This window comes from Dyella sp., assembly GCF_035685885.1.
In the GTDB taxonomy this organism is placed as follows: Bacteria; Pseudomonadota; Gammaproteobacteria; order Xanthomonadales; family Rhodanobacteraceae; genus Dyella.
The window spans coordinates 1-5,204 of sequence record NZ_DASRZX010000117.1; the positions used below are offsets into that span (position 1 = coordinate 1).

Genomic DNA, 5,204 nt, shown 5'->3' on the forward strand with positions numbered 1-5,204 from the left:
GCTGATCGACGGCAAGGCGTTTGCGCTGGTGTCCGATCCCACCCGTCCGATCGGGGCGCCCGTGCGCGATTCCGACGTGCCGGACATCCGGCTCGCACCACTGGACGAGGCGGCGAAAAAGCTCAAGGCCAGTGCGCAGGCTTATGAGACTGCCTACAACGCGCGCGCTGCGGCGGGGCTCGCATTCGCGCCCGCGCAACAGCAGGAAATCAATGCGTTGATGGGCCGCATGGAACAGGCGCTGTCCGACAACGACGGCCTGCCCGGGCGTCCATGGTTCCAGCACATGATCTACGCGCCGGGCATGCTGACGGGCTATGAAGTGAAGACCGTGCCGGGCGTGCGCGAAGCGTTGGAGGCGCGTCGCTGGGATGAGGCCAATCGTTTCGCCGGCGTCACGGCCAGGACGCTGGATGGCTATCGCCAGCAGCTCGACCAGTTGACGGCCTTGCTGAAAAAGCCGTCGTAAACGGCAGCGGATGGTTCGCGTCACCGGGAGCGCCATGACGGCGCTCCCGGGATTCAGGCGGTTTTCTCGGTGAGAAAGCCCGGCTTGCGATGCTTGGGCAGGCGCTTGATCTCCCACTCGGCGCGCGAGGCCGCCGCGCGATCCTCATAGGCGCGCGAGCCGATCATCCGCAGCGGTGGATGCGACCGCGTATAGCGCGCACCTTTTCCCGACGCATGCGCCTCGTAGCGTGCGTCGAGATCGTTGGTGATGCCCGCGTAGTAAGAACCGTCGCGGCATTCGATGAGGTAGAGCCACCAGGTCGTGGTGTTGGTGCGTGTCATGCGCACAGTGTGCGGTCAGGTCTCGGTCGGGTCCAGCTTGAATGTCTCGACGCGTCCCACCTTCGCCAATGCCTTTTGGACATCCGGACGCGCGATGACGGCGCGCCAGCGCTTCATGCGCTCGGCATCCATGGGCGTGGTCTGGATCGGGGCGTATTGCTGCATCTCCGACAGCGCATCGCTTCGCCACGCCTCGCTGCCCAGCCGCTCGATCAGCAGCGTGGCCGCACCGTCCATGTCGCCCGTCTGCAGCAGCGCCGCCTGCCAGGTGGCGATCGCGTCGTTGCGATGCTCGCGCATGTAGTCCATGTGGGTCGCGATGGCGACTTGGTCCTGCTGCACGATGGCTGCCTGCAGCCGCACGATCTCAAGCTGCATCCGTCCGTAGTCGCTGACATTGCCCAACTCCTGCACCGTATCCAGCGCTTCGCGAGGGCGGCGGAGGTCGGCATAGAGCTGGCCGAGGTTGATGATCTGGCTGACGTTCATGCCGCCTTGCTCGGGACGTCGCGCGGCCACTTCCCACTGGCGCACCGCCTCGTCCCAGCGTCCCAGGCGAGCCAGTGCGCGGGAGCGTTCGTCCAGCAGCCAGATATATTTTTCGTCGAAATCCTTGTAGAGCGAGGGGCCTTGTCCGTCCCTCGTCTTTGCCTGCACGTCGTCGGCAAGGGCGATCACCTCATCGTAGTGCTGCACGCTCAGCAGCAGGCCCTGCAGGCGCACCACGGGCGCGAGCCGGTCGGGGGATGCCTTGATCTGTTCGCGCGCGTCCTCGATCTCGCGGGCGACGGCGCGGTCAACGTCATAACTGCCGGGGTTGCTCCTGGTCAGCACGTCGAACTGCTTGTCGACCCGCATCGCCAGCACGACGCGCGCTGACTGGATGCGGGCCGCTGCGGCCACTGCCTTCTGCGTGTTGCCGGCGCGCAGCCACAGGCTGGCCAGCCGGCGCCAGAATTCGCTGGGTTCACCTTCGCTGGTTTTCCAGCCGGCATCGAACAGCGCCTGCAGATAGTCGCGCTGCAGCTCCTGGTCGGCGGATGCGTCGAGCTCGCGGCCAACGATGATGAAGGCGCGTTCGTGGAAGGTGTCGAGCTTGTCGGGCCATCGCCTGGCGATCGTGATGACGCATCGCGCACTGTCGCGATAATCCTGGATGGTGTAGGCGGTGATAAGCCGGTTGGACCAGACGAAAAGATCGGACTCGGCGAACGCACTGGCGCGAACCAACAGGTCGTGCGCTTCGCGCGGTTTCTCCTCGTCTTCGGCAATGCCACCGGCGAGCACCAATGCGCTGAAGCGCACCTTCTCGGGCAGCCGTTCGAACTGCGCGACATGCATCACGCGATCCAGTGCCTCCTTGGCGGAGACCATGTTGCCGTTGCGCGCGTAGATCACCGCAAGGCGGACATTTTCCCTCGCGGCATCGACGTCCTGTGTTGCCGGTGTCGTGACGGTTTCAGGCTTGCTCTTGGACGCATGGGCGGCACACGCGGCCGCCAACAGCAAAACGAATGCTCCTGCCTTGCGCATGGTGACTCCCCCGGTGGTCACCGGGGAGTTTGCCTGAAACCGCGGGACGAGGGCAGGCTAGGACGCTGTTGCCGGAGGCGGCTGCCGGCCGAGGAAGATCCTGGCAGCGAACGCCACGATCCAGCCGAACAGCAGCATCGCAGCTAGATTCGCCACGAAGCTGAAGACACTGAAGTGCGGCACGGTGTGCAACGCCGAAATCGGCACGACCACGTAGTTCATGACGGCAAAAACCACCACGCCATAGGCGATGCCCCAGGTGGCCCACCGGCGCATGCCGGGGATGCGGTTGCGCATGAGCAGCACAAAGATGGCGGCGATGAGGATGGACATGCCCCATTGCAGCAGCAGACCCAGCACGGCGTTGCCGGGTCCTCCAGCGAGCGACGCGCGCCCGAGCAGCCCGCCTGCGACGTACTTGAGGATGACAATGGGGTTGTAGCCGCTGATGAGCGAAGCGGCGCCGATATCCAGCGTGCCGGCGATGAAGCCACCCCAGAGAATGGCGGCCAGGGCAGGGTGACGCGTGCGTGGCATGACGGTCTCCTTGGTGCCCGGCCGTCCATACGGCGGGCTGCGGCGTACTCTAGCCGGGCTGGCGGAACGATGACGATAGGTCTTTGCGCAGGGGTACGTGAATCGCGCCGGCGATGCCCGTTACCATCAGGCATGCTGTTCTCCGCCCCCACGACGAGCCCCGCCGAAACACAGGTGGCCGACCTCCGCGACTATCCCGAATGGCGTCGCGGGCGCGAGCGCTACGGCCTGTGGATGCTGCCGGTCGAGGACGAGACCGTGCTCGCCTACATCGCGCAGCTGCGTGCGCGACTGGCCGATCTCCTGCATCCATGCCCGCGCCGGCAGCCTCACGTGACGTTGTTTGTCTGTGGATTCCACGCCGCCGCACGCATGCACGATGACGACTTCGCGCCGGAGGCCTTGTCACGGCAACTCGCCTTGTTGTCCGCGCATGATGGCGTGCCAACCCGGCTGCCGCTGGGCCGACCCGACAGTTTTGCCAGTGCGGCCTTCATCCCGCTGGGTGATCCATTGACGAGGCTTGCCACGTGGCGCGCCGTGCTGTCGCTGGCGGCCAGCGAGATTCGCCAGGCAGACTATGTTCCGCACATCACCTTGGGTCTTTACCGCCGCCGGGTAAGCGCGCAGGTGCTACGGGCCCGGTTGCAGTCGTTGCCCGCGCCTGAGTTGTCACTGCCCGTGACCGGACTTCATTACGCCACCTACGATGCGCGGGACCCATTCGGCCCGTTGCAGACTCATCATCGGGTGCCGCTGCGTACACCGGAAACCGAGCCAGCGTGATGCTGGAAAACAAGGGCGCACGCCACGGTCGAACACGTGGCGCGCGCCGCCCGGCGAACCTCGATGGCATCAGCCGTTGGCACTACCCGCCGAAGGTGCACTGGCAGGTTTGCTGCTCTTGGCAGCCTTGCCCTTGCCTGCGTGCTCGCCCGGCGATCGGTACATCGTGTCGGCGATCTGCTTCTGGTCCGGCGTCAGCACGTCGTACAGATCGCTGAAGGACGAAGCGAGCTTCTTCATGTTGTCCGCATGCGTCTCGGTAAGGTCCGCGTACGACTTCATGGCATCGGGTGCCTTCATCGTGGGCAGCTTCTGCGCACGATCGCGGAAGGCTTCGTCGGCCTTGCGCGCGTTGTCGCGCATGGTCTGCGCAAAGGCATCCCATTCCTTGGCCTGCTTGTCGGTGATCTTCAGTTGCGCGTGCAGGTCGGCGATGCGCCGCTCCACGGCGTCGGCATGCTTCTGCCCGTGATCCTTGGTGGCTGCGGGCGTTGCAGTCGGCAACTGCGGACTGGTGGACTGTTGCGCCCACGCCGGCATCGCCAGTGCAAACGAGACCAGCGCCGGCAGCGCCAGACTGCGCATAGTGGTTTTCATCGTCGTGTATCCCATGCAGTGGAGAGGGCTTCAGTAACCGCGATCGTCGTAGTAGACGACGGGTGGCGGCGGTGGCGGTGGCGGCGTTTCATAGACCACCGTGGGCGGCGGCTGTGGCGCGGTCGAGCCTACGATTACTGCACCTGCCGCCACGCCGAGCAATGCGCCGGCCACAACGGCACCCGAATCATCGTGGTGGTGGTAGTCGTGATGGTCGTAATGATCGTAATGATCGTGGTGATGGTCGTAATGCTGGGGCGGTGGCGCGTCGTGATGGTGCTGCGCCCATGCCGAGAACGGCAGCGCAGCGCATGCCAGTGCCATGCAGCACGCCATGGTTTTTCTGGATAGCGAACGCGAATTCTTGCGGTTCATCAATCTTGCCTCCGGCATGCGGCGGTGGTGTCGCATGCCGGAGACTAGGACCGCGAATGTGCACGGCAACCCAATAAATACGCGTGTTCCGCGTTCGCCTTACGCCACGGTTCGACAATGTCGGCGTGGCGTGAGGACAAAGAAGAGGAGCGAAGGCATGCCTCCGCTCCCGATGCGATTTCAGGTTGCGGTTTTAGCGCGAGGCGACGAAGTCGATGCGCTCGATGCCTTGCCGCTTCGCCTGTGCAATCACCTCGGCGACGATCTGGTACGACGCGCCATCGGCCGGATCGACCGCGAGGCTTGGCGGTTCGCTTTGATGCGCGGCGATGGCCAGTTGCGATTCCAGTGCCGATGCACTGATCGGCATGTCATTCCAGGTGATCGCTCCATTGGCAGCAACGACGAGGTGCACCGACGGCGGAGGCGTGGACTTTTCCGATCGTCCCGGCTGAGGCAAGTCCAGTTTCAACTGATGGGTGAGCACGGGCGTGGTGATCATGAAGATCACCAGCAATACGAGCAGGACATCGACCAGCGGCGTCACGTTGATCTGTGCGAACGGAACATCGGATACACGTGCA

8 protein-coding genes are annotated in these 5,204 nt (G+C 64.6%); 2 read left to right on the forward strand and 6 right to left on the reverse strand.

Going from position 1 to position 5,204, the window contains the following annotated elements:
• A partial coding sequence (locus VFG49_RS13815) for a transferrin receptor-like dimerization domain-containing protein (protein ID WP_324861451.1) occupies nucleotides 1-469 on the forward strand: 469 nt, incomplete at its 5' end.
• A 53-nt stretch (nucleotides 470-522) separates the two neighbouring features.
• Here the strand turns inward: VFG49_RS13815 and VFG49_RS13820 are convergent.
• Genes VFG49_RS13820 through VFG49_RS13830 form a run of 3 tightly spaced genes read right to left on the reverse strand, consistent with a single transcriptional unit; the run spans nucleotide 523 to nucleotide 2,862 of the window.
• On the reverse strand, nucleotides 523-792 hold the full coding sequence (locus VFG49_RS13820) for a GIY-YIG nuclease family protein (RefSeq protein ID WP_324861453.1): 270 nt from the start codon (nucleotides 790-792) through the stop codon (nucleotides 523-525).
• A 15-nt stretch (nucleotides 793-807) separates the two neighbouring features.
• On the reverse strand, nucleotides 808-2,325 hold the full coding sequence (locus VFG49_RS13825) for a hypothetical protein (RefSeq protein WP_324861455.1): 1,518 nt from the start codon (nucleotides 2,323-2,325) through the stop codon (nucleotides 808-810).
• Between the two features lie 57 nt (nucleotides 2,326-2,382).
• Complete coding sequence (locus VFG49_RS13830) at nucleotides 2,383-2,862, reverse strand: hypothetical protein (protein WP_324861457.1); 480 nt, start codon at nucleotides 2,860-2,862, stop codon at nucleotides 2,383-2,385.
• A gap of 132 nt (nucleotides 2,863-2,994) precedes the next feature.
• On the opposite strand from VFG49_RS13830, the gene VFG49_RS13835 reads away from it, so the two are divergent.
• Complete coding sequence (locus tag VFG49_RS13835; protein ID WP_324861459.1) at nucleotides 2,995-3,648, forward strand: 2'-5' RNA ligase family protein; 654 nt, start codon at nucleotides 2,995-2,997, stop codon at nucleotides 3,646-3,648.
• 69 nt (nucleotides 3,649-3,717) lie between these two features.
• On the opposite strand, the gene VFG49_RS13840 is transcribed toward VFG49_RS13835, so the two are convergent.
• The 3 genes from VFG49_RS13840 to VFG49_RS13850 form a co-directional block, all read right to left on the reverse strand.
• On the reverse strand, nucleotides 3,718-4,245 hold the full coding sequence (locus VFG49_RS13840) for a Spy/CpxP family protein refolding chaperone (RefSeq protein ID WP_324861461.1): 528 nt from the start codon (nucleotides 4,243-4,245) through the stop codon (nucleotides 3,718-3,720).
• A gap of 30 nt (nucleotides 4,246-4,275) precedes the next feature.
• Nucleotides 4,276-4,569 (reverse strand): hypothetical protein, encoded by a 294-nt coding sequence (locus VFG49_RS13845; protein ID WP_324861463.1) that lies wholly within the window; start codon nucleotides 4,567-4,569, stop codon nucleotides 4,276-4,278.
• 244 nt (nucleotides 4,570-4,813) lie between these two features.
• The coding region (locus VFG49_RS13850) for an ExbD/TolR family protein (RefSeq protein ID WP_324861465.1) at nucleotides 4,814-5,204 on the reverse strand (391 nt) is incomplete at its 5' end.

What these genes read in the sequence shown, in the direction of transcription:
- VFG49_RS13820 (WP_324861453.1), bottom strand. Translation starts at nt 792, where the DNA reads ATGACACGCACCAACACCACGACCTGGTGGCTCTACCTCATCGAATGC.
- VFG49_RS13825 (WP_324861455.1), bottom strand. Translation starts at nt 2,325, where the DNA reads ATGCGCAAGGCAGGAGCATTCGTTTTGCTGTTGGCGGCCGCGTGTGCC.
- VFG49_RS13830 (WP_324861457.1), bottom strand. Translation starts at nt 2,862, where the DNA reads ATGCCACGCACGCGTCACCCTGCCCTGGCCGCCATTCTCTGGGGTGGC.
- VFG49_RS13835 (WP_324861459.1), top strand. Translation starts at nt 2,995, where the DNA reads ATGCTGTTCTCCGCCCCCACGACGAGCCCCGCCGAAACACAGGTGGCC.
- VFG49_RS13840 (WP_324861461.1), bottom strand. Translation starts at nt 4,245, where the DNA reads ATGAAAACCACTATGCGCAGTCTGGCGCTGCCGGCGCTGGTCTCGTTT.
- VFG49_RS13845 (WP_324861463.1), bottom strand. Translation starts at nt 4,569, where the DNA reads ATGGCACTGGCATGCGCTGCGCTGCCGTTCTCGGCATGGGCGCAGCAC.